At 60.6% G+C, this 21,689-nt stretch carries 21 protein-coding genes; 16 read left to right on the top strand and 5 right to left on the bottom strand.

The genetic code is table 11. From position 1 onward, the window contains the following. Nucleotides 1-3 precede the first annotated feature (3 nt). From RBB49_RS24235 to RBB49_RS24215, 5 genes are all read left to right on the top strand, one after another. Nucleotides 4-996, top strand: a complete 993-nt coding sequence (locus RBB49_RS24235) for a cyclodeaminase (protein WP_306145491.1) — start codon at nt 4-6, stop codon at nt 994-996. A gap of 27 nt (nt 997-1,023) precedes the next feature. Continuing rightward, a complete protein-coding gene (doeA, locus tag RBB49_RS24230) occupies nt 1,024-2,211 on the top strand; it encodes an ectoine hydrolase DoeA (protein WP_306145490.1) in 1,188 nt (395 codons plus the stop codon). A gap of 2 nt (nt 2,212-2,213) precedes the next feature. Next, on the top strand, nt 2,214-3,203 hold the full coding sequence (gene doeB, locus RBB49_RS24225) for a N(2)-acetyl-L-2,4-diaminobutanoate deacetylase DoeB (protein ID WP_306145489.1): 990 nt from the start codon (nt 2,214-2,216) through the stop codon (nt 3,201-3,203). Nucleotides 3,204-3,328: 125 nt separating this feature from the next. Then, nucleotides 3,329-5,383, top strand: coding sequence for a 4Fe-4S binding protein (locus tag RBB49_RS24220; RefSeq protein WP_306145488.1), 2,055 nt, complete (start codon nt 3,329-3,331; stop codon nt 5,381-5,383). Beyond that, complete coding sequence (locus tag RBB49_RS24215) at nt 5,380-6,306, top strand: FAD:protein FMN transferase (RefSeq protein ID WP_306145487.1); 927 nt, start codon at nt 5,380-5,382, stop codon at nt 6,304-6,306. The genes RBB49_RS24220 and RBB49_RS24215 overlap by 4 nt, the downstream gene beginning before the upstream one ends. A gap of 36 nt (nt 6,307-6,342) precedes the next feature. Here the strand turns inward: RBB49_RS24215 and RBB49_RS24210 are convergent, their stop codons facing one another. Further along, on the bottom strand, nt 6,343-7,260 hold the full coding sequence (locus tag RBB49_RS24210) for an ABC transporter substrate-binding protein (protein ID WP_306145486.1): 918 nt from the start codon (nt 7,258-7,260) through the stop codon (nt 6,343-6,345). Then, nucleotides 7,260-7,982 (bottom strand): cytochrome c-550 PedF, encoded by a 723-nt coding sequence (gene pedF / locus RBB49_RS24205; RefSeq protein WP_306145485.1) that lies wholly within the window; start codon nt 7,980-7,982, stop codon nt 7,260-7,262. The genes RBB49_RS24210 and pedF overlap by 1 nt, the downstream gene beginning before the upstream one ends. A 164-nt stretch (nt 7,983-8,146) precedes the next feature. Here pedF and RBB49_RS24200 point away from each other — a divergent pair, with 164 nt between their 5' ends. From RBB49_RS24200 to RBB49_RS24170, 7 genes are all read left to right on the top strand, one after another. Next, a complete protein-coding gene (locus tag RBB49_RS24200; protein ID WP_306145484.1) occupies nt 8,147-9,313 on the top strand; it encodes an ABC transporter substrate-binding protein in 1,167 nt (388 codons plus the stop codon). A 10-nt stretch (nt 9,314-9,323) separates the two neighbouring features. Then, complete coding sequence (locus RBB49_RS24195) at nt 9,324-10,295, top strand: YVTN family beta-propeller repeat protein (RefSeq protein WP_306145483.1); 972 nt, start codon at nt 9,324-9,326, stop codon at nt 10,293-10,295. Nucleotides 10,296-10,313: 18 nt separating this feature from the next. Beyond that, complete coding sequence (locus RBB49_RS24190) at nt 10,314-10,769, top strand: hypothetical protein (protein WP_306145482.1); 456 nt, start codon at nt 10,314-10,316, stop codon at nt 10,767-10,769. Continuing rightward, nucleotides 10,766-11,488, top strand: a complete 723-nt coding sequence (locus RBB49_RS24185; protein WP_306145481.1) for an ABC transporter ATP-binding protein — start codon at nt 10,766-10,768, stop codon at nt 11,486-11,488. Before RBB49_RS24190 ends, RBB49_RS24185 begins: the two co-directional genes overlap by 4 nt. Continuing rightward, nucleotides 11,485-12,276 carry an ABC transporter permease gene (locus RBB49_RS24180; protein ID WP_306145480.1) on the top strand — a complete coding sequence of 264 codons (792 nt, stop codon included), beginning with the start codon at nt 11,485-11,487 and terminating at the stop codon, nt 12,274-12,276. Before RBB49_RS24185 ends, RBB49_RS24180 begins: the two co-directional genes overlap by 4 nt. Before the next feature lie 38 nt (nt 12,277-12,314). Next, nucleotides 12,315-12,863 (top strand): tetratricopeptide repeat protein, encoded by a 549-nt coding sequence (locus tag RBB49_RS24175; protein ID WP_306145479.1) that lies wholly within the window; start codon nt 12,315-12,317, stop codon nt 12,861-12,863. 302 nt (nt 12,864-13,165) lie between these two features. Next, the gene (locus tag RBB49_RS24170) at nt 13,166-13,684 is read left to right on the top strand and encodes a DUF4269 domain-containing protein (RefSeq protein ID WP_306145478.1); all 519 of its coding nucleotides are present in this window, start codon (nt 13,166-13,168) and stop codon (nt 13,682-13,684) included. Here RBB49_RS24170 and RBB49_RS24165 read toward each other — a convergent pair. Further along, a complete protein-coding gene (locus tag RBB49_RS24165; RefSeq protein WP_306145477.1) occupies nt 13,681-14,547 on the bottom strand; it encodes a PHB depolymerase family esterase in 867 nt (288 codons plus the stop codon). The two genes, RBB49_RS24170 and RBB49_RS24165, sit on opposite strands and share 4 nt — an antisense overlap. A gap of 322 nt (nt 14,548-14,869) precedes the next feature. Here RBB49_RS24165 and RBB49_RS24160 point away from each other — a divergent pair, with 322 nt between their 5' ends. Both RBB49_RS24160 and RBB49_RS24155 read left to right on the top strand, forming a co-directional pair. Next, nucleotides 14,870-16,633 carry a PQQ-dependent methanol/ethanol family dehydrogenase gene (locus RBB49_RS24160; protein WP_306145476.1) on the top strand — a complete coding sequence of 588 codons (1,764 nt, stop codon included), beginning with the start codon at nt 14,870-14,872 and terminating at the stop codon, nt 16,631-16,633. A gap of 119 nt (nt 16,634-16,752) precedes the next feature. Further along, nucleotides 16,753-17,478, top strand: a complete 726-nt coding sequence (locus tag RBB49_RS24155; protein WP_306145475.1) for a response regulator transcription factor — start codon at nt 16,753-16,755, stop codon at nt 17,476-17,478. A gap of 51 nt (nt 17,479-17,529) precedes the next feature. Here RBB49_RS24155 and RBB49_RS24150 read toward each other — a convergent pair whose 3' ends face one another. Both RBB49_RS24150 and RBB49_RS24145 read right to left on the bottom strand, forming a co-directional pair. Next, entirely contained in the window at nt 17,530-18,882 is a 1,353-nt protein-coding gene (locus RBB49_RS24150) for a hybrid sensor histidine kinase/response regulator (protein WP_306145474.1), read from the bottom strand. After that, nucleotides 18,879-20,075 carry an FIST N-terminal domain-containing protein gene (locus tag RBB49_RS24145; RefSeq protein ID WP_306145473.1) on the bottom strand — a complete coding sequence of 399 codons (1,197 nt, stop codon included), beginning with the start codon at nt 20,073-20,075 and terminating at the stop codon, nt 18,879-18,881. Before RBB49_RS24145 ends, RBB49_RS24150 begins: the two co-directional genes overlap by 4 nt. Nucleotides 20,076-20,259: 184 nt before the next feature. On the opposite strand from RBB49_RS24145, the gene RBB49_RS24140 reads away from it, so the two are divergent. Then, complete coding sequence (locus RBB49_RS24140) at nt 20,260-20,925, top strand: carbon monoxide dehydrogenase subunit G (protein WP_306145472.1); 666 nt, start codon at nt 20,260-20,262, stop codon at nt 20,923-20,925. Nucleotides 20,926-21,023: 98 nt separating this feature from the next. Further along, complete coding sequence (locus tag RBB49_RS24135) at nt 21,024-21,515, top strand: (2Fe-2S)-binding protein (protein ID WP_306143695.1); 492 nt, start codon at nt 21,024-21,026, stop codon at nt 21,513-21,515. Nucleotides 21,516-21,689 lie beyond the last annotated feature (174 nt).

Here is a 21,689-nt window from a genome sequence, read left to right as displayed (position 1 = left end):
GGATTGCCCGCGATCAAGATACTTGCAGAGGCGGATCTCCGTGAAATCGTGAAGCTGGATATCGACGCTGTCGAATGTGTCGAGCGCGCCTTTTCGCTTCTGGCGGCCGGCGGCGTCGAGATGCCGCCGATCCTCTCCATGCTGATCCCCGCGTTTCACGGTGAAGTGGACGTCAAGACCGCCTATGTGCCGGGCATTGACAGCTATGCGATCAAGATGGCGTCGGGATTTTTCGACAATCCGAAACAGGGTCTGCCAAGCGCGTCGGGCCTGATGGTCCTGTTTTCAGCACGCACCGGTTTTGTCGAAGCATTGCTCCTGGACAATGGGTATCTAACGGACATTCGCACCGCGGCGGCGGGAGCCGTGGCCGCAAAGCACCTGGCACCCGAAACTGCCAGAACGGCCTGCATCGTCGGGGCGGGCGCACAGGCAAAACTTCAGCTTCAGGCCCTTTGCCTGGTCCGGCCCATCGAGAGAGCCTCTTTCTGGGCAAGGGACGTTTCGAAAGCGCAGGCAGCTGCGGCAGAAATGAGCGATACGCTTGGTATCGGCGTCACGGCGACACAACACCTTGAACAGGCGGTCCGGGAAGCCGATGTCATTGTCACCACGACACCGAGTGCGGAGCCGCTGATCAAGGCGGACTGGCTACGTGCCGGGCATCATGTGACGGCGATGGGTTCGGATCAGGAGAACAAGCTGGAGCTGGAACCGGCCTGTCTCGCGGTTGCCGATCTCTACGTGCCCGACAGACAGTCGCAAACCGAGATACTGGGCGAACTGCACCACGCCATTTCGGCGGGGGCTGTCCCCTCCGGCCGGCAATATGACGAACTCGGCGACATCGTTGCGGGCACGGCCAGGGGGCGCGGAAATGCGCAACAGATCACCATCTGCGACCTGACCGGGACCGGTATCCAAGATACGGCCATTGCGACCTTTGCGCGTGAGCGCGCGGAGGCCTCGGGTTCAGGAACGAATTTCAACGCCTAACGCCTAACGCCTTACCGGACCACCCGCATGATCGAACCGACGCTGCATTTCACCAGGGACGAATACGAACGCAGGATTGCCAAAACGCGCAGCGCGATGGAAACAGCCGGGGTCGAATTCATGATCGTCTCCGACCCTTCCAACATGGCCTGGCTGACCGGGTATGACGGCTGGTCCTTCTATGTTCACCAGGCGGTCCTGCTCGGGCTGGATAGCGATCCCGTCTGGTTCGGGCGCGGCCAGGACGCACAAGGTGCGCTGCGAACCTGTTTCATGAACCCGGACAACATCATCGGTTATCCCGATCACTACGTGCAATCGACCGAACGCCATCCGATGGATTACCTGGCCGCGCGCATCGAAGAGCGCGGCGCGGGATCGCTGCGCATCGGCGTCGAAATGGACAATTACTGGTTCAGCGCCGCCAGTTTCGCCGCACTGCAGAAAGGATTGCCGAACGCCCGCTTCCACGATGTGACCGCCCTCGTGAACTGGCAGCGGGCGGTCAAGTCAGATCAGGAACTTGCCTACATGCGCACGGCGGGAAAGCTGGTCGAGAAGATCCACGCCCGCATTGTTGAAAAGGCGGAGCCGGGCCTGCGCAAATGCGATCTCGTGGCGGATATCTACGACGCCGGATTGCGCTACGACGCGGAGCTCGGCGCAGGCGGCGACTATCCGGCGATCGTACCCCTGCTGCCGTCTGGAAGCGATGCGGCAGCCCCCCATCTCACCTGGGACGACAAGCCCATGAAATCGGGCGAGGGGACGTTTTTCGAGGTGGCGGGCGCCTATCGCCGTTACCATTGCCCGCTTTCCAGAACGCTGTTTCTCGGCAAGCCAACGCAGACCTTCCTGGATGCGGAAAAGGCCGTTCTGGAAGGCATGGAGGCAGGTCTTGACGCGGCAAGGGCAGGCAATCTCTGCGAGGATATCGCGCTCGCCTTTTTCGCGGTTCTCAAGAAACACGGCATCATCAAGGACAATCGGACCGGATATCCCATCGGCCTGTCCTACCCTCCCGATTGGGGCGAGCGCACCATGTCGCTCAGGAGCGGCGACAGATCGGTCCTTGAGGAGAACATGACCTTTCACTTCATGACGGGGCTCTGGATGGAGGACTGGGGGTTCGAGATCACCGAGAGCATCGTCATTCGCGACGGCGCCCCGGAGTGTCTGGCAAGCGTTCCGCGCAAACTGTTCGTGAAGGACTGACCATGGTGCAAAATCCGATTGTCCCGACAATCCCCTTTGACGAGGACGGTGTGCATCACGGGTTCCTCCGCCTGCCTTACAGCCGAGACGATTCTGCCTGGGGCTCGGTCATGATTCCCCTCACCGTGATCCGGAACGGCGATGGACCGACCGCGCTTCTCACCGGTGGTAATCACGGTGATGAATACGAGGGACCGATCGCGCTGATGGATCTCGCGCAATCGCTTGCCAAAGACGACGTTCGGGGCCGCGTCATCATCGTGCCCGCGTTCAACTATCCTGCATTTCGCGCAGGCACGCGCACCTCTCCGATCGACAGGGGCAACCTGAACAGATCTTTTCCGGGACGGCCGGATGGCACGGTCACGGAGAAGATCGCGCATTACTTCGACAGCGTCCTGATACCAATGGCCGACGTCGTTCTCGACTTCCACTCGGGCGGCAGGACGCTGGACTTCCTGCCGTTTGCGTCCGCCCATGTCCTGGATGACAAGGACCAGCAGGCTGCCTGCATTGCGGCTGCCCGCGCCTTCAACGCGCCTTACACGGCGATCATGCTCGAGATCGACAGTACCGGCATGTACGACACGGCGGTCGAGAACCAGGGAAAGGTTTTCGTCACCACTGAACTTGGCGGCGGCGGCACCGCAACGGCACGGTCCGTCGCGATCGCGAAAAAGGGTGTCCGCAATCTTCTGTTACACGCCGGGATCCTGTCGGGCGAAGTTCAGCTGGACGAGAGCATTTCCCTGGATATGCCCGATGGGGACTGCTTCGTCTTCAGCGAGAACGAAGGCATGATCGAGCCCCTGGTCGACCTGGGGGAGGCCGTCTCGAAAGGCGACGTGGTCGCAAGGGTCTGGACGATCGGCAGAACGGGCGTCGCTCCGGCTGAGTACCGGGCCGGGCGGTCCGGCATTCTCATGGCCCGCCATTTCCCCGGCCTTATCAAGTCCGGCGACTGTCTCGCGGTCGTGGCAACTGTCCTTTGAAATTGCCGCGGCGGGACAGGTGACTTGATCCACTCTGCACTAAAGGACAGTTGCGTCAGCTGACACGTGCGGAAAAACTGCAAACCATGGAGGAGAAACACCCAGGAACGCGAAGGACGGGTCGCGTGCTGGCGCAGCTTATGATTTGCGCGGGCGCGATACTCTTGTTTGCCGTTTCGCTGGCGGGCGCCCTGGAACTGGAGCGGGAGGAAGCCGCCAGGTACATCCAGCCGCCCTACCAGCTGGGTGACCTGATTGAGGGCGACGTCTACGAACTGATCAACCTGGACGGCAGGGTGGCCGGCTATGCCTTCGAGACGCAGCATCTGGCCCCGTTGCCGGGGTTTTCCGGTGCACCGATCAACCTCTTCGTCATTCTGACGCTCGAAGGCCGGCTCATCGATGTCGACATCGTTTCCCACAATGAACCGATTTTCGTTTCCGGTTTGGGCGAGGCGCCGTTTCAGGATTTTATCGCCCAGTACAAGGGCTATTCCATCACCGACAGCCTCGTGATCGGCGTTCCCTACGGAGACGGGGGAAGCGGGTCGTCGCTGGTTTATCTGGACGGCGTTACCAAGGCGACGGCCAGCGTCCGGATTGCCCACGAAACCCTGCTTGCCGCGGCCCTCAAGGTCGCCCGCGAGAAAATGCAGGGCATTGGCGGGAGCGCGGCAGCCGAACCGAACCTTGACTACACCGAAGACCTGACTTGGGAACAACTGGTCGAGGAGGGCATTGCCGGTCGGCGCGTCGTCACCAACCGGGAGGTTGACGAGGCGTTCGCGGACACGATCTGGGCAGATGACGATCCTCTGGCAAAGGACGAACCGGATGCGGTTTATCTCGATCTCTGGGTGGTTGATCTCGGCCCCCCTGCGATCGCCGAGGCAATCCTCGAACCTGACAGCCTGCGTCAGTTGCAGAATTTCCGGGAGCTGTCTCCCGAAGACGAGCCGCTTCTGGTGATCGATGCCGGACGGCACGGTCTGGTGACGGAGGAATTCGTCCGCAACACCAGCCCTGACCTGATCACGGCAAGCCAGAACGGGTTGCCGATTTCCCTGCGCGACGCGGATCTCGATGTCGAACTGCGCGACGGCGTCCCGGGCGAATTTGCCATGATCCTGCGCACCGACCGCCGGCTTGGCTTTGATCCGACCAGCGAGTGGTCCCTGTCGGTCCGCGCGGTCCGGGAACACGGCTCCTTCAGGCCCGAGATCGGCACGGTTGACTTCAGCATTCCGCACAAGACCGACGGACGTTTTTTCATTCGGGACGAACCTCCGGCCCCGGTTCCGGTCTGGCGTCAGGCCATGGACGCCCGCTCGGCAGACCTGATCGTTCTGGCAGGTGGGCTGGTCATGCTGGTGCCGCTCCTCTTCCTGGGGCAGTCGAAGCTGGCGGGCTTCCGCTACTACACGGTCTTTCGCCTTACCGTTCTTGCCGGGGTGATCGGCTTTGTCGGCTGGTGGGGACAGGGCCAGCTTTCGATTGCGACGGTGCTTGGCGTCGTGCGCGGCGTGTTCGAGGGGCAAAGCCTGGCGTTCCTGCTGTACGATCCCTTTTCCCTATTGATCTGGGCCGTCGTGATCCTGACCTTCATTCTGTGGGGACGTGGCTTCTTCTGCGGCTGGTTGTGTCCGTTCGGGGCCATGCAGGAATTCATGCATCATGCCGGACGGCTGCTGCGCCTGCCCCAGATAAGGGTGCCTGACCGGATTGACCGCTGGCTGGTCAAACTGAAATATCTCATCCTGGCGGGCATGGTCGCGCTGATCTTCACGGCACCGTCCTATCTTGATGCCGCCATTGAGGTCGAACCGTTCAAGACGGCCATCACCACTTTCTTCGTGCGCGAATGGTACTACGTCCTTTATTGCGTCGGTCTGCTTGCGCTCAGCATGATGGTGTTCAAGGGCTTCTGCCGTTACATCTGTCCGCTTGGGGCCGTTATGGCAATCGGTGGATTTTTGAGGCTGCGCAACTGGATCCCGCGCCGGGCGGCCTGCGGCAGCCCCTGTCAGCTCTGCCGCGTGAAGTGCAATTACAATGCGATCAAGCCGACCGGCGGCATTCGTTACGACGAATGCTTCCAGTGTCTTGATTGCGTGACTATCCATGACGACGACGATCGGTGCGTCCCCCTGATACTGGCCAAGCGCGGGAGGCAGCTATGACCGCCACGCGGCGCCGTTTCCTGACAATCATGGCCGGCTGCATCGCCTCGGCCACGGCCTTGCAGCCCGTGCGCGCCGAAACGGTCATCTGGCGCGGACGCGCGCTTGGTGCGGAGGCGGAGATCAGGCTGTTCGGGGCAGATCGGGATCACGCGAAACAGGCCGTCCTTGCAGCTCGGGACACGATCCGGCGCATGGAAGACCTGTTTTCCCTCTATCTGCCCGGGTCGGCACTCAATCGGCTGAACGCCGGCGGCAGTCTGAAGATGCCGCCGGAGTTTGCGCGCCTGGTCGGGATCGTCGACAGGGTCCACAGGACGAGCGACGGTCTGTTCGACCCGACGGTACAGCCGATGATGGTGGCCCTGGCACGGTCGAAAGACAGGCTGTCGCCGTCCGAACGTCAGTCGCTTGCCGAACGGATCGGCTGGACGAGGGTGCTCCGGGATGGTGCAGACCTTTCCTTTTCGGTTCCCGGCATGGCCATGACGCTCAACGGCATTGCCCAGGGATTTGCGACGGACCGGGTCAGCGAAGTCCTGAACGCACACGGATTCGATCCGCATCTTGTCCATGTCGGCGAGTACCGCGCCGGCTCGAAACCTGCCCTTATCGGCATCGGAAGCACCGGCGATGGCGTGCTGGACACCGTGGACCTTCGCCGTTCCTCTGTTGCGACATCAGCACCTCACGGAACACGCTTTCAGAACGGCAGCGGCCATATTGTTCGACCCGGTCCTGGCGGGAGCGAACCGCACTGGCGCTCGGTTACCGTTCAGGCAGACACGGCTGCGGCCGCCGACGGCCTGTCGACGGCGCTTGCCCTGACATCGACCACTGATCTTGCGCAGAAAACGATCGCGGAGGGATTGGCGGCAGCGATCTGGTTCGAGGATCGGGACGGCCGGTTACTCCGCGTTTGAGGAAACCGAAGTCAACTGTCTCACCGGTCAGCCCTGTTACCAGTCCGGCTTGGTGTAGCTCAGGCCATGGTCTTCGAAGATTTTCGCCATCCGTCCGTCCTCGACGGCATAGCGGATGGCGTCATCCACCGAATAGGACAGCGGCCGCCAGTTGTGGCGCACGGCAAGCCCGAGTGTCCAGGAAGTCTTCGCCAGTCCGGGAAAGGGCGGCATGTGTACAGCGAGTTTGTCAGTCAGCGCGTGCTCGATCTGTGACAAGGGTGCCATGACCGCCATGACCTCTCCGTCGGCAAGCGCGGTCATCGCGTCGTCCGTGGTCGGGAACCGCCGCATGTTGGCAATGAGCTGTCCGCGGGCGAAGCTGGAGAGATAGAAATCCGAAATCGTGTCGTTCTCGACGCCAACGGTGTCGAAGCGGAAATAGGCCGGGACCGGCGGGTCCTCCGGATAGGCGTCCTTGCGATAGGCGATCGCCAGCTGTTCGTTGAAATACTGCCCGTTCAGCACGACCATTTCATTCCGGCAGCCAAGTTCGCGGTCATAGGGAATGTGCAGCATGACATTTGCAATCTGTCCGCCGATCAGTTTTCCCCGCCAGACATTGTTGCGCAGATCGCCGTCGACATTTTCATCGGCGGCAGTCACGATAAACTGGGCCTCGACGCCCAGATCGGCCGCGATCAGCTTGCCGATCTCGATATCAACACCCTTCAGGACGCCACCCTCCTTGTAGGAAAAGGGAGGGAAATCCTCGTAGACCGCGATCTTGATCGTGCCGCGTTCCTGAATGTCGTCAAGGCTTTGACCGACGATGTCCCGGCCGACATTTTGCGGTTTGCGCTCTGCTTCGTCGCCAAAGCGCACATTCTCGCAATTCTGCGCAAACGCACTTGTCCCGGCCAGGGTGAACAGGGCCAGGAGTGCAAGTGCCGTTTGTCGCACGGGGTTGAGCATTATTGGGCGGCCGACAATCCGATCGTCAAAATCTCTGCGGTTTTCTTGAGACTTTCATCAGACCCGTCCAATTGCAAGACCGCGCGTGAAGCAACGGAATCGGCTTTCGGAGCACCGGACCCTGTTTCGAGTGAATCGGCGATTTCCGACATTTCGGTGCGCAGCGGTGCGACGGTGTCCTCCGCGTCCGCCGCCGAGGTTGAGGCCGCAAGGTCCTTGATCTTGTCCCGTATGGCTTTCAAACGGTCGGCATGCGGATCGAGCGCACCTTCGTCCGGCCTCGTCTCGACATAGGTCCGGATGGCCCATGCCGCCTCCTGGCCCAGCAGCTCTCCGAAGGCGGGCATCTTGGTGATGCCGTTCTGTGTATAGCCGTGCTGGTAGCGCTCCAGGTACCATTCATCGCCGTAGTCGTCGGCCTCGAGATAGCGCAGATCGGGCGCGAGGCCGCCGGAAATCACTTCCAGGCCGTGGCAGCGTGCACAGTTCTGATTGTAGCCGGAGGCGCCGATCTTGATCGCAAGCGCCCAGAATTCGCTTTCAGGATCGCGCCACGGATTTTCGGCAAGCCACTCTTCGCCGAGGTCGGGAAGGCCTGCCGTATCGACGGCCTGAGGGGCGACATCGCCGTGTGCTTCCACCCGTCCCATCTGATCGAGCGCGGTCAGCGAAAGGGCGGTTCCGGCCGCGAAGATGCCAAGCAAGCAGTTGCGGAAATTCATGAGTTCTCTCCTCCCGAGATCATCGCGGTTAGATACGCACAGCTCTTCCCGGGGCGCTATTGTACCAAGGGACAAGTCCCGGTTCCTTGCTCTTTCGGCAAACATCAGACTAACCTTCAAGTCACTGGGAGGCCGCGTGTATTAACGGCGCGGGAGATGGTTTGATGATTGTCAGGTCGATCGCAAAATACTTAGCGATATTATGGGTTTGCTGCGGCGCAGCACATGCCGAGGTCGCCGTTACGGTCGGATATCTTGAAAAGGTTGAGCCGCAGCCTCCGGTCCTCTCAAATCTCGATCCGATCCCGGAGAACGAGGGCCTCGCGGGTGCGGAACTTGGCCTAAAGGACAATGCCACCACCGGCCGGTTCCTGAAGCAGACCTATGCTCTGGAATCAAGGATCGTGGAGGAAGGCGGCGATTTCCTATCCGCCGCGCGCGAGTTGCTCGCGATCACCTCTTTCATCATCGTAAAGGCACCGGCGGACGAGTTGCTCGCCCTTGCCGATCTGCCGGAGGCGGGGTCGGCCGTTCTCATCAATGCAGGCTCGCCGGAAACAGCCTTGAGAGACGCTTCGTGCCGCGCCAACGTGCTTCATACGCTGCCCTCGCGGGCCATGCTCACGGATGCACTGGCCCAGTTCGGTGTTCGCAGGAAATGGACCGATTGGGTCGTGGTTGCCGGACCGAACGCCAGGGATCAGGCTTTCGCTGATGCGCTGGACGACTCGGCCCGGAAATTCGGCGTCCGCATCCTGGAGCGCAAGGTCTGGGACGTCGATGCCGACATGCGCCGCAACGCCTTTCAGGAGCTGCCGCTCTTTACGCAGGACTTTCCCGAACATCACCTGCTGGTGGTCGCCGACGAGACCGACGATTTCGGCCGCTATGTGCCGTTCAACGCCTGGGAGCCGCGCCCGGTCGCGGGCACTGAAGGCTTGGTTCCGGCCGCCTGGGACCGCACGGTGGAACAATGGGGTGCGGCCCAGCTGCAGAACCGTTTCGAGGAACTCGCAGGCAGGCCGATGCGTCCGGTCGACTATGCCGCCTGGGCTGCCATGCGCACCATCGGCGAATCCGTGACACGGACCAACCAGGCCGAAGCCGGGCCCATCCGCGACTACATCATGTCGGAGGATTTCGAACTCGCCGGCTTCAAGGGAAGGCCACAGACCTTCCGGACCTGGAACGGGCAAATGCGCCAACCCATCCCCCTGACGCATCCGCGGGCGGTCGTGGCTCAGGCCCCGTTCGAAGGATTTCTGCATCAGAGAACCGAGCTCGACACGCTCGGCATAGACGCGGCGGAAAGCGCCTGCACAGCATTCTAGGGAGTGAAACATGCGAACGTTCTTGACGGTTGCCGGGCTGACGCTCGGTCTGGGACTTTCCACTGCAGCTGCCGACGAGATCTGGGTCTCCAACGAAAAGGACGACACCATCAGCGTGATCGATATCGATACCCTCGAGGTGGTCCGCACACTCGAGGTTGGGGAACGGCCGCGCGGCATCACCTTTGCCATCGATCATTCGGTGCTTTATCTGTGCGCCTCCGACAGCGACACGGTTCAGGTGATCGATCCGGAGACAGGCAAGATCCTGCACGAACTGCCCTCCGGCGAGGACCCGGAACAGTTCGTCCTGCACCCGGACAACCGCCATCTCTACATCGCCAACGAGGATGACGCGATCACGACCGTTGTCGATACCGAGACCCGCAAGGTGATCGCCCAGATCGACGTCGGCATCGAGCCGGAAGGCATGGCGGTGTCGCCGGACGGCAAGATCGCGATCACCACCTCCGAGACCACCAACATGGCGCACTGGATCGATACCGACACCCAGGAGCTGTTCGCCAACACGATCGTCGACCAGCGGCCGCGGCACGCGGAGTTCACCCATGACGGATCCGAGCTCTGGGTCAGCTCCGAGATTGGCGGCACGATCACGGTGTTCGACCGGGAAAGCCAGACAGAAAAAGCCAAGATCAATTTCGAGATCCAGGGCATTCACCCCGACCGGGTGCAGCCGGTCGGCTTCGAGATGACGCGCGACGGCAAGCATGTCTTCGTTGCGCTCGGACCGTCCAACCACATTGCTGTGGTCGATCCGAAAACCTACGAGGTGACCGACTACATTCTGGTGGGCCGCCGCGTCTGGCACATGGCCTTCAACGGTGATGAAAGTCTGCTCTTCACGACAAATGGCGTGTCGGGAGACGTGACGGTGATCGATGTCGCGGAACTGGCACCCGTCAAGACGATCAAGGTCGGGCGCTTCCCGTGGGGCGCGGCCTACCGGCCGACGAATTAACAGAACCGGGAGGAAACCATGAAATTCTTGCTTGCCGTTGCCACCGCTTTTGCGCTCCTGACTGCTCCGGCCATCGCTGACGGCGATGATGACGACGACGATGCACCGACCTTCGGAGCGGCCGGGATCATGTCGCGTGACAACCGGGAAGATCTGCCGCCCCTGACACTGTCCGCAGGAACGCCGCTCAACGAGAGCGGCACGCTGGACCTGAAATCGGGAACCTACTACGAAATCGAGATCGAGGCCGACGGCAGCCAGGAACTGGCCTTGGCGGGCGCCGATTTCTTCAGGGCGGTCTGGATCGACGAGATCGTCATCGAGGGCATTGAAATCCGGCCGCTTGGCGTCGATAGCCTTGAATTCGACGAAGCCGGTACGGTTGAAATCAGTTTTCTTGCAATCAAGCCAGGAACCTACCATTTTGGCGTACCGGGCAGTGACCTGCAGAAACTGGAGATCACCATCAAGTGACAGCGCGCCTGAGCGTTCAGGGCATCACGCATTCCTACGGAAAGAAGCCGGCGCTTAACAATGTCGGCTTTTCTCTGGAGAAAGGATCGTTCTGTGCTCTTCTCGGCCCGAACGGTGCGGGGAAGAGCACGTTGTTTTCGATCCTGACGCGCCTGTTCGTGCCGGATGCAGGCGATGTCAGTGTGGCCGGGCAGTCCCTGTCACGCGCGCCCGGTAAAGCACTGGCGCAGATTGGTGTTGTCTTTCAGCAGCCGACCCTCGATCTGGATCTTACCGTCCGCCGCAATCTGAAATATTTCGCAGCACTCCACGGGATGTCTGGAACAGTTGCGGACAAGCGCATAAACACCGTACTTGAGCGGGTCAACATGCGTGAGCGGATGCACGAGAAGGTCCGCGCGCTGAATGGCGGTCATCGCCGACGTATGGAGATTGCCCGGGCGCTGATCCATGAACCGCAGGTGCTGCTGCTGGATGAGCCGACGGTCGGTCTCGACGCCGCCACCCGCCAGGCAATAACCGGACACGTTCATGACCTGGCCGCAGAGCAGGATCTGACGGTTCTCTGGGCGACACATCTCGTGGATGAAGTGCGGGACAACGACCGTCTTATCGTCTTGCACAAGGGTATCGTTCTGGCTGATGGAAGCGCTGCCGGAATTGCCGACGGCATGACCCTGCAATCCCGCTTTCTGGAAATGACGGGAGGCAGTGAATGAAAGCGGCCCTGATCTGCCTTGCTGCCATCGTGCATCGGGAGGCCTCGCGATTCGTCTCGCAGCGTGGCCGCTTTCTGGCCGCGATCGTCCGGCCGCTGGTCTGGCTGATCGTGTTTGCAGCCGGGTTTCGCGCAGCGCTTGGCCTGTCGATCCAGCCGCCCTACCAGACCTACATCACCTACGAGGTCTATATCGTTCCCGGCCTGTGCGGCATGATCCAGCTCTTTTCCGGAATGCAGTCGTCTCTGAGCCTTGTCTATGATCGCGAGATGGGCTCGATGCGCCTTCTTATGACCAGCCCGATCCCGCGCTGGTGGCTGCTGTTCTGCAAGCTCTTTGCCAGCACCACCATATCGATCTTTCAAGTCTATACCTTCCTGGCGATCGCGGCGTTGACGGGCATTGATTTTTCGTTTGCGGGATATGTCGCGATCCTGCCCGCATTGATCCTGACTGGCCTGATGCTGGGCGCACTCGGCCTTCTGCTCTCAAGTACGATCAACCAGCTGGAAAACTTTGCCGGTGTCATGAATTTCGTCATCTTCCCGATGTTCTTCCTGTCGACGGCGCTCTATCCGCTCTGGAAAATGGCAGAGGCCTCGCCTCTGCTCCGGGACATTTGCGCCTTCAATCCGTTCTCGCACGGTGTCGAACTGATCCGCTTTGCACTCTATGGCCAGTTCAACGGCATGGCGCTCGTCTGGGTGCTGCTGGCCTTCGGTGTGTTTCTCGGGCTCAGCATTTTGGGGTATGATCCCGCGCGCGGCATCGTTCGGCGGAAGGCCTGACCCCGTCGGGCGGGGTATGAAAACAAGGAGGCCCGGACATGAAATCAATTGTTGTCATGACCCTGCTGGCGGCTGGATTGGCCGCAAACGCGGCGCAGGCTGACGACGCCGACAGCGGCGGCACGCTCAATCCGGAAGAGATGAGCCTGAACAAGTCGCTTGCCAGGGCGCTGGAAGGCGATGTCGACATGGTCGTGTGTGCGCAGGGCTACCTGATGACCAAGAGGGGTGACCATGAAGCCGCGCGCAAGGTTTTCCAGAATTGTGCCGACCGGGGCTGGACCGGAACGATGACCTGGATGGCTTACATGGACCAGAACGGGCTTGGGCAGGACGAAAACCCGGAGGCGGCCGCCGAATGGGACAGGAAAGCAGCGGAAGCGGGTGATCCTGTCGGTGAGTTCAACTATGGCCTCGACTTGCTGCGCGGTTACGGTGTCGAGCAGAACCCCGATCTCGGCAGGGAGTTTATCGACCGGTCTGCCGAACAGGGCTTTGAAACGGCCGAAGAACTGCGCGACAGCGGCTACGACTGGAAAAGCGTGACCCCGGATGCCGACGAATGGAAGTTCCAGCGGATTTACTAGAGCATCGGGCGATAAGTGTGCACCATTTGACCGAATCTCCTTTGTCTGCTGAGGAGGCGGATTGCGCGCCGCGGTGTTTCCCACCACAAGTGCGATCCAACGATGTCAGCGGGCAAAGGAGACCGGCCCTTCGGGTGATGGAAAGCAGCCCATCGGCAGCGTTGCGCCGCTTGCCCGATACACCGCATCGCTCTGCGCGACGCGCCTTGCCGAATGAACTGCTTTCCAACATCAAATGATGCAGACTTGTCGCCCGATGCTCCAGGATCGCGGGTCTGCCTTCCTTTCGCTGAATGGTGACGATGAAACCGTCTTACCTTGATGTCGTGAACCAGCTTGCGCTTCTTCGTTTGCTTGCCGAGTTCGATCCGATAGTGATCGGAACGCCGCCTCTCGGCATTGCGACGCCTCTGAGCGACATCGACATCGCCTGTTCCGCACCGGATTTTGACAGGTTTGCCGATGTTGCACGCCGCTCCTTCGGTGAGATGAAGTCCTTTTCGATCCGGACCCCGAACCATCTGCCTGACCCCGCGATCATTGCATCGTTCTGTGCCATGGGATGGGAAATCGAGATCTTCTGCCAGGAAATTGCGACCGAAGTTCAGTGGGGCGTTCGCCATTTTCGCATTGAGGAAAGACTTCTGGCCTTGCGGCCGCAGTTGCGCGAACGGATTGTCGATCTGAAGCGGGGCGGCATGAAAACCGAGCCTGCATTCGCGCGCATTCTCGGTCTGACCGGAGATCCATACGAAGCACTTCTTGAACTGGAGGACCTGTCCGACGCGCAGCTCGAGTATCTGCTGGACGCGCCAATCTAGTTCGCTAGCGCGGTGCTGCTCTCCGGTTCCACGGATTTTGAACCGTGAGCCCCGGGAGCGAGCCTATAGCGCTGAAGCGCGATGCTCAGGGCGTTATCGATCCAGCCTTTTGGTACGATATGGCCGCGATCGTGCACGCACAGCATCACTTCCTTGCCGCTCTGACAGCTTGACCATGTCCGGCAGTCATGCCCGTTGACAATCTCGCTGGTGTCCGGTTCGCCAGCGCACAGATTGGTGCGGCGCCACAGGTTGACCGCCACATTGGGATCGCCATCGGGCCCCAGTGGCATCTTCATCACATTGTCCTTGAAGCCGTGCACGTGCATCACGTTCACCGGGCCCGTGGGGCATGTGATCGCATTCTGCCTGTAAAGCGTACCGGCCGCCGGCAGAATACCCGCGATCAGGTCACCGGCGTCGCAGGCAACACGCCAGGCCATCGCGGACCCATAGGAAAATCCCGTTGCGTAGATGCGGCTTCGGTCGATCGGGTAACGCTTTGCGACGTCTTCCAGGACGGCGCGGACAAAAGGCACATCGCGATTGTCCCGTTCCCAGAAGTCCCAGGTCCGGTGCAAGCCTTCCGGCGCAACCAGAAGGGCCCCGTTGCCGTTGATTGCATTGAGCGCCTTCGGGTTCTTCAGCGGATGTTTGGAATCGCGCTTCCACCCGTGAAAGTGGATCAGAACCGGCAGGGCTTCCTTCCCGTCCCAGTTTTCCGGCGCCTTGGCGCGGTAGACCCTTTCACCGACGCTGCAGGCAGCCTCCAGGCCGCAGGGCCCGTCATGTGTGCTTTCAGCCACTGCTGCAGAGGTACCTGAGACGAGGAAAAGGAGGGCGAAAAGCGCCGTGGACTTCATTGCAACCTTCCAGGGTCGGCAGGGGATGTTGCCGAGACGGTAGGGTGCTCCGGCGCGAGAGCCAACTCAAAACGCCGTTAGCGTCAGGTGAGGCTCAAACTGCCTGCCTTTGCAAAATGGGCGTACTGGCGAAAAATCCCCGTAGTTGCTGCGGTGCACTTTCGGAATGTCCCGGAATTCCGCCGTTTCTAAGGTGCACTATGGTGCAATTCTCCAGCGCGGGCACTTCCACTAGACTGAAATTCAGTGAGGAGACAGCAGCGTTTTTGATCCGCGATCCGGACGCGTCGCTCAGTCCGAACTGAACCTGGGAGGAGACAGGATGAGGAAGTTTCTCGCAATGGCAGCGGTCAGTGCGCTCGCAATGACAGGTGCGCATGCCGACGTAACGGAAGAAGATCTGGCGAATGACGCGACCACCACCGGAAGCGTTCTGACCAACGGAATGGGACGCGACCAGCAGCGGTTCTCGCCGCTGAAGATCATCAACAAGGACAACGTGAAAAATGTTGTGCCTGCCTGGGCATTTTCGCTGGGGGGCGAGAAACAGCGCGGTCAGGAAACCCAGCCGCTGATCTATGACGGTGTCATGTACATCACCGGTTCCTATTCCCGTCTTTATGCGATCGATGTGAAAACCGGCGAGGAGATCTGGCAGTACGACGCGCGTCTGCCGGAGGGCATCCTGCCCTGCTGCGATGTCGTCAACCGCGGTGCGGCGATCTACGGCGACAAGATCTATTTCGGGACGCTCGATGCCCGCATCGTGGCACTCGACCTGAAAACCGGTGATGTTGTCTGGCGCAAGAAAATTGCCGACTACAAGGCCGGGTATTCCTACACCGCCGCACCTGTGATCGTGAACGGGCTGATCGTGACCGGCAACTCCGGCGGTGAGTTCGGTATTGTCGGCGAGGTTCAGGCGCGTGATGCGGAAACGGGCGAGCTGGTCTGGACCCGTCCTGTCATTGAAGGCCACATGGGCACGTTCAAGGGTGAAGAAAGCACCATGACCGGCACGCTCAACGCCACCTGGCCGGGCGACATGTGGAAGACCGGCGGTGGTGCCACCTGGCTCGGCGGCACATACGACAAGGACACCAATACCCTTGTCTTTGGAGCAGGCAATCCGGCTCCCTGGAACAGTTGGCTGCGCGCAGCCGGAAACCCGTCGGGAACGGAAGGCGACAATCTCTACGCCGCGTCCCGCATCGGCATCAATCCGGAAAACGGCGAAATCAAGTGGCACTACCAGACAACGCCGCGCGAAGGCTGGGATTTCGACGGCGTCAACGAGGTCATTCCCTTCGTCGATGCCAGCGGCAACAAGCGCTACGCGACCGCCGACCGCAACGGCTTCTTCTATGTCCTCAACCGGGATGACGGTGCTTTCGTGAATGCCTGGCCGTTCGTGAAGCAGATCACCTGGGCCGAAGGCATCGGCGAGGATGGCCGGCCGAAATTCAACGAAGGCAATCGTCCGGGCGACCCGAGCAAGGCGGCGGACGGCAAGAAGGGCGAAGTGGTTTTTGCCGTTCCCTCGTTCCTTGGCGGCAAGAACTGGATGCCGATGGCGCATAGTCCGGACACCGGCCTGTTCTACGTTCCTTCCAACGAATGGGGCATGGACATCTGGAACGAGCCGATCACCTACAAGAAAGGCGCCGCCTATCTCGGCTCCGGCTTCACCATCAAGCCGATCTTCGAGGACTATATCGGTTCGCTGAAGGCGATCGATCCGAACACCGGTGAAATCAAGTGGGAGCACAAGAACAACGCTCCGCTCTGGGGTGGTGTCATGACCACGGCTGGCGGTCTGGTATTCACCGGAATGCCGGAAGGCCAGTTCAAGGCGTTTGATGCCGACACCGGCGAAGAACTCTGGTCCTTCCAGACCGGCTCCGGTATCGTCGGTCAACCGATCACCTGGGACATGGACGGCGAGCAGTATATAGCGATCTCGTCCGGTTGGGGCGGTGCGGTGCCGCTCTGGGGCGGTGAAGTCGCCAAGAAGGTGAACTACCTGAATCAGGGTGGATCGATCTGGGTGTTCAAGTTGCCCAAGCAGCTGGCATCCTCGAACTAGGTCGTTATGATCTCTGGCTTCCGGCGGGCTGTCTGCCGGAAGCGACCCGTCCTTTCAAGAGCGGAGAGCGTGGCGGCGGATTGTCGTGCATCCATCGTCCGCATCCGGGAGGCAGACAAATGTCTATCGAGGCTGAAGGCGCAACCAGGTTCCTGATCATCGATGATCATCCGCTTTTCCGGGAAGCGCTGCATAGTGCCGTGGAGCTTGCCTATCCGAATTCGGACACGCTTGATGCCGCGTCGCTGGACGATGCCTGTGCGCTGCTGGATGACGATTCCGGGTTTGACCTTGCCCTTCTGGACCTGTCCATCCCCGGCGTGAAGGGCATGGATGGCCTTTTGCACCTGCGAACCCACTATCCGCGGCTTCCCGTCGTTGTGGTGTCCGGGGCCGAGGAAGCGCCGATCATTGCGCAGGTGATGGCCTACGGTGCTGCCGGTTTCATACCCAAGTCATCCAAGAAGACAACATTGGCCGAGGCGATCCAGCAGGTCATGAACGGTGCGACCTATCTGCCGGACACCTTTACCGATCCGGACGACGAACCGCTGGACGACCAGACAAGGAAAATGATCGAACGCCTGTCCAGCCTGACGCCCCAGCAAATCCGCGTCCTGCACATGATCTGCAACGGCTTGCTGAACAAGCAGATCGCCTATGAGCTTCAGGTCGGCGAGACAACCGTGAAGGCGCATGTCTCAGAAATTCTCAGAAAACTCTGTGTCGCCAGCCGGACGCAGGCCGTGATCGAGGTGAAGAAACTCGAGGCACTGGGCTCGACCGGTTCCTTTGATGCGATGATCGCTGGGGACGCGCAGACGCCCTCGAGGCACCACAGCTGACACCGCCTGCTCCGATTTAGACCGCCCTCGCGGAGACCGGTCTGAACCACCCTATTTGTTCGAATTGACCAGATGCGTTGCCAAAGCGCGCAGTTGCGCTGGTTTCACGGGCTTGGGCAGGTGTTCGACACCCAGCTGCTTGGCGCGTTCGCTCAGAGCCTGCGAGGCATCGGCCGTTGCCAGGATCGCCGGGACGCGTGCCGGCAGCAGGTCGAACAGCCTTTCGAGCGTGTCCGTCCCCAGGTCGCCAAAATCCAGGTGATGGTCTGCAATGATCAGGTCCGGAAGCCAGTTGCCGTCGTCGAGCGCCGCGATGGACTGGGTGGTCGAGCGGGCAATTTTGTAAAGGCAGCCCCAGTTGGACAAGAGGCCCGCCATCGCCTCCAGCACGGCCGGGTCATTCTCGATCACCAGGATTTTCTTGCCCGCGAGACTGGCATTGGAGTGGACTGAAACCGGGGCCACCGGCGCTGCATGGATGACGGATGGCGGCGCGTCGGTGCGCTTGGCGCGAATGCGGAAGACGCTGCCCTTGCCCGGTGTCGAGCGGACGCTGACCTCATGATTGAGCGCCGTCATCAGCCTGCGGACGATGGCAAGTCCGAGCCCGAGGCCTGTGCCGTGTTCGGCATCGCCCTGAGACAGCGGCCCGCGGTGAAATTCCTCGAAGATCTTTTCCTGCTGATCTTCGTGAATGCCGGGTCCCGTATCGATCACTTCGATCGCGATGTCGTCACCCTGTCTGCGCGTCCCGATCAGGACCCCGCCCCGATCGGTGTAGCGGATCGCGTTGGTGATCAGGTTCTGCAGCGCGCGCCGCAGCATCAGCCGGTCCGTGTAGACACAGTCATTGGTCACCGCAACACGAAGGCGCAGCCCTTTCTTCTCGGCGATCGGGCGCAGGTCGGACAGGAGGCTGGACAGGATCGGGGGAATGGGCACGGAGGCAAACCGCGGCATCGTGACCCCGGCGTCCAGCTTGGAGATGTCGAGTAACGTGCGCAGCAGTTCGTTCATCGTGTCCAGGGAACGTTCCACCTGATTGACCATGGAGCGGGCCTGATCGGACGCCTGAAGGTCATAAAGGGATGAGATCGTCAGTTGCGCCGCGTTCAGCGGTTGCAGGATGTCGTGGCTCGCCGCGGCCAGGAACTGCGTTTTCGAGCGGTTCGCGCGCTCTGAAATATCCTTCTGCCGGGCCAGCTCGATATTCGTTTCCTCAAGGCGGTGAAGCGCCGTCGTCAGTTCATCCGTGCGGCGCCGGACCTGTCCCTCCAGCGAGATCGCGGTCTGGAACAGGGAAAATGCATTGCGCTGCTGGTCCATGGCCTGTTCGACCCGGTCGACCAGGGCTGCATTGATTTTTTGCAGGCGCATGACGTCATCAATGTCGGACAGGCTCATGATTGCTCTCCCGCGCTTGGCTCCGCCCTGGCAAAGGCGATGCCGGTGAAAGTCTGATTGAGGTGCATCGACAGATATTGTTCGCCATAGGTATTGAACCCGACGACATTGTATTTCTGGTAGATTTTCTGAATGCGTTGCGTTGCCTGGCGGTTCTGCGCATCGATCCGGCGCAGCACACAGTCAAAGCCGAGCACGAAATCGACGCTGCCGATCTCCGCAACAACATTCTCGAACGCGGTGTTGGTCGAGCGCGTCATGCCCGTCGGTTCCGCGACCGTGAGCACGATCCCGTCATCAATGGCGCAGAAGAAGGACAGGGACCCGTCCGGGTTCACCTTCTGAACCGAGCGGCAGTAATACTCGCCGCCGACGCGGACGACCAGTGGATGGGACGCGAAACTCATCGGCGACAGTGCGCCGGGGTCGATGCCGACAGCCCGGGCATACTCCGCCGCCGCTTCGCTTGCGTTGAATTCATAGATGATACGCCGCTCCGGGTCGGAACGGGTGACCACAAGCTTGCGCTCCGTCGGCACGAAATTGTCCGTCTTGAAGATCTTGAAGGGCACCGTGCTCCTGAAAAAGATCACGATGGCGCAGTCGTCGCCGACCTCGCCGTTCAGTACCAGCGACGTCCGCGTGAAGCGCATGCTGTCTCCGGCGGAGCCGCCCAGAAGCGGAATGTCCTCGAGCGCCCAGTGAAGGGCGGCCGTGACCATTTCCTCCACAACGGACATGCCGTCGATCAGACAGATCGCGAAAATGTCACCCTCGCCTGACCCGTTGTGATGCTGCGCGCTGGCGTTTTCGAATGTCTGGCGGGCTTCCTTCACTTGCGTCACGATCCGGTCGAAGCCGATGGAGGTGATCCCGTCTATCCGCAAAGGGACTGTCAGGAAGTGTTTCTTCGGAAAAAGCACCGCGAGACATTGCCCGGTGTCGCCGTCCGGCGCGCCGATTTCGCCCGCCGTCGAACAGGCTGCATAGGGCAGACCATCCGCAAATGTCGCCATCTTGCCGGTGATCAGAGCAGGTGGGAACGTGTCCTGTGAGAAAAAAAGCAGGCAGAGAGCGAACTGCCCTGACTGCGCAGCCGCGCCGATATCAATCCAGAATGCCTGATCGTCCGGCTGGCCGGTCGTGATGACCTCCACGCCGCACGCGTGCCGCGTCCCTGATCTCGGGTTCAATGTCTCCTCCCGGCGCCGGCACCTTCTTGGATCGGGATGTTCGCCGCCAAGGCCAATTAGTAGCTCTTGTAGGAGAAGCTTGTAAAGCTGATCGCGACCCGGCCTAAAGTACAGTGTACAGCCGCACGCCACTGTTCTTTTCTACGATGTGAGGAACTTGAAGCAATTCGAGTGGGAGGAAACGATGGAAATATCCGGCACGAGGTTGATACCGGCCGGCAGGGAGAAGGTCTGGCAGGCCCTCAATGATCCCGAGGTGCTGAAGGCGTGCATACCCGGCTGCGAGAGCCTGGAAAAGACATCCGACACGGAAATGAACGCTTCGGTGACGTCGAAGATCGGACCGGTCAAGGCGAAGTTCAAGGGCGCGGTGACGCTTGAGAACATCAACGCGCCGGAGAGCTACACGATCGTGGGCGAAGGCAAGGGCGGTGTTGCCGGATTTGCCAAGGGAGCCGCCGATGTCAGGCTTGAAGACGCGGACGGCGGAACGCTTCTCACTTACGAAGCCAAGGCACAGGTTGGTGGCAAGCTGGCTCAGCTCGGCAGCCGGCTGATCGATTCCACTGCAAAGAAGATGGCCGAGGACTTCTTCACAAAGTTCTCCGAAACCGTGGCAGACCAGGCGGAGCCCTCACCCGGTGCGCCTGCCGCGGATGAACCCGCAGCGCCCGTTGAAGAGGCTGCTCAACAGGAAGTTTCCATGCCGGCGCCGACGGCGATGGATACCCCTGCAAGCAGACCTGCCGAACCGCAGACCGCTGCCAATGAGCGGGTCTTCGGCGGTCCGCTGATCTGGGGCCTTGTTGGCCTGGGCGCCGTCGTCATCATTTTGGCTGCCGTTTTCTGAAGCGGCGTGTCATCTGAGAAAACACCGGCGCGCAGCCGGGTTTTGTTGTTTCGGGTCTGAGGACGAGGCTCTGGAACCGTCTAATGGGAGATGAATTTATGTCGACTGTATCGCTTGTTTTGAATGGCAAGTCTGTATCCGCTGATGTTGAGGATCGGACGTTGCTTGTATCTTTTATCCGTGATGTTCGGGGTCTGACGGGGACGCATGTTGGTTGTGACACGTCGCAGTGCGGTGCGTGTGTTGTTCATGTTGACGGGAAGGCTGTTAAGTCGTGCACGATGCTGGCTGCGCAGGCGGCTGGTTCTGAGGTTGTGACGCTTGAGGGGATCGGGTCAGCGGCTTCGCTTCATCCTGTTCAGGCAGCGTTCCGTGAGCATCACGGTCTTCAGTGCGGTTTCTGCACGCCGGGGATGATCATGAGCGCGGTTGACATGATCAACCGTCACGGTGCGGGCAACCTGGACGAGGCGACGATCCGTGATGAGCTTGAGGGTAACATCTGCCGGTGCACGGGCTACCACAACATTGTGAAGGCGATCAAGGCGGCGTCGGACCAGATGGCTGGCATGGCGCAGGCGGCCGAATAGGGTCTTTGGGTTTGTTTTGAGCACGGTTTTTCCGGGTTTTTGCGACGCGGGGACCGGCGGGCCGGGGCAGCTCTGGAGGAGCGGGTGCTGATGGCTTGTGAGGGTTTCCGGATTTAGGTTTTGGGAGAGAGAAGATGGCGATAGAGGGGATTGGCGCACGTGCGCTTCGCAAGG

The sequence above is a fragment of the Roseibium sp. MMSF_3412 genome (assembly GCF_030733265.1).
Classification (GTDB): Bacteria; Pseudomonadota; Alphaproteobacteria; order Rhizobiales; family Stappiaceae; genus Roseibium.
The sequence above is the reverse complement of the archived record's forward strand: the minus strand, read 5'-3'. Positions and strand labels throughout refer to the sequence as shown.

Excerpts from the sequence above, each read along its gene's own strand:
- doeA (WP_306145490.1), top strand. The coding sequence starts at position 1,024 with ATGATCGAACCGACGCTGCATTTCACCAGGGACGAATACGAACGCAGG.
- doeB (WP_306145489.1), top strand. The coding sequence starts at position 2,214 with ATGGTGCAAAATCCGATTGTCCCGACAATCCCCTTTGACGAGGACGGT.
- RBB49_RS24215 (WP_306145487.1), top strand. The coding sequence starts at position 5,380 with ATGACCGCCACGCGGCGCCGTTTCCTGACAATCATGGCCGGCTGCATC.
- RBB49_RS24210 (WP_306145486.1), bottom strand. The coding sequence starts at position 7,260 with ATGCTCAACCCCGTGCGACAAACGGCACTTGCACTCCTGGCCCTGTTC.
- pedF (WP_306145485.1), bottom strand. The coding sequence starts at position 7,982 with ATGAATTTCCGCAACTGCTTGCTTGGCATCTTCGCGGCCGGAACCGCC.
- RBB49_RS24200 (WP_306145484.1), top strand. The coding sequence starts at position 8,147 with ATGATTGTCAGGTCGATCGCAAAATACTTAGCGATATTATGGGTTTGC.
- RBB49_RS24195 (WP_306145483.1), top strand. The coding sequence starts at position 9,324 with ATGCGAACGTTCTTGACGGTTGCCGGGCTGACGCTCGGTCTGGGACTT.
- RBB49_RS24190 (WP_306145482.1), top strand. The coding sequence starts at position 10,314 with ATGAAATTCTTGCTTGCCGTTGCCACCGCTTTTGCGCTCCTGACTGCT.
- RBB49_RS24180 (WP_306145480.1), top strand. The coding sequence starts at position 11,485 with ATGAAAGCGGCCCTGATCTGCCTTGCTGCCATCGTGCATCGGGAGGCC.
- RBB49_RS24175 (WP_306145479.1), top strand. The coding sequence starts at position 12,315 with ATGAAATCAATTGTTGTCATGACCCTGCTGGCGGCTGGATTGGCCGCA.
- RBB49_RS24170 (WP_306145478.1), top strand. The coding sequence starts at position 13,166 with ATGAAACCGTCTTACCTTGATGTCGTGAACCAGCTTGCGCTTCTTCGT.
- RBB49_RS24165 (WP_306145477.1), bottom strand. The coding sequence starts at position 14,547 with ATGAAGTCCACGGCGCTTTTCGCCCTCCTTTTCCTCGTCTCAGGTACC.
- RBB49_RS24160 (WP_306145476.1), top strand. The coding sequence starts at position 14,870 with ATGAGGAAGTTTCTCGCAATGGCAGCGGTCAGTGCGCTCGCAATGACA.
- RBB49_RS24155 (WP_306145475.1), top strand. The coding sequence starts at position 16,753 with ATGTCTATCGAGGCTGAAGGCGCAACCAGGTTCCTGATCATCGATGAT.
- RBB49_RS24150 (WP_306145474.1), bottom strand. The coding sequence starts at position 18,882 with ATGAGCCTGTCCGACATTGATGACGTCATGCGCCTGCAAAAAATCAAT.
- RBB49_RS24140 (WP_306145472.1), top strand. The coding sequence starts at position 20,260 with ATGGAAATATCCGGCACGAGGTTGATACCGGCCGGCAGGGAGAAGGTC.
- RBB49_RS24135 (WP_306143695.1), top strand. The coding sequence starts at position 21,024 with ATGTCGACTGTATCGCTTGTTTTGAATGGCAAGTCTGTATCCGCTGAT.